Source organism: Prochlorococcus marinus (assembly GCF_001180245.1).
Lineage (GTDB): Bacteria > Cyanobacteriota > Cyanobacteriia > PCC-6307 > Cyanobiaceae > Prochlorococcus_A > Prochlorococcus_A marinus_F.
The window spans coordinates 1-298 of record NZ_CVSV01000066.1 but is presented as its reverse complement, the minus strand read 5'-3'; the positions used below and the strand labels follow the sequence as shown (position 1 = coordinate 298).

Sequence of the window (298 nt, the reverse complement as noted above, 5' to 3'; positions counted from 1 at the left end):
CCATATTTTTTAATTAATTTAATTGCTGATTCATTTGCTTCCGCACCACTATTACAGAAGAAGACGCTTTTGGCACAACTCATATTCGTTAAAGTTCTGCTTAATTGTTCTTGTTCTTCAATGTTGTAGAGATTAGAAATGTGCTGAATCTTTTTTAGTTGAGTTGATAACCTTCTTCTTAAAACTCTGTCGCTATGCCCAAGACTACAAGTTGCTATGCCAGCTACTGCATCAAGATACCTTTTACCTGTTTTGTCCCATAGCCAACAACCTTTTCCTTTTTTGAAAGATATATCGA

General features: G+C 34.9%; 1 protein-coding gene. It reads right to left on the bottom strand.

Translation table 11 applies throughout. The annotated features are described in order from the left end of the window. Window positions 1-298, bottom strand: a 298-nt coding sequence (locus tag AMO19_RS02610) for an aminotransferase class III-fold pyridoxal phosphate-dependent enzyme (RefSeq protein ID WP_257008935.1), incomplete at both ends; no start/stop codon positions are given.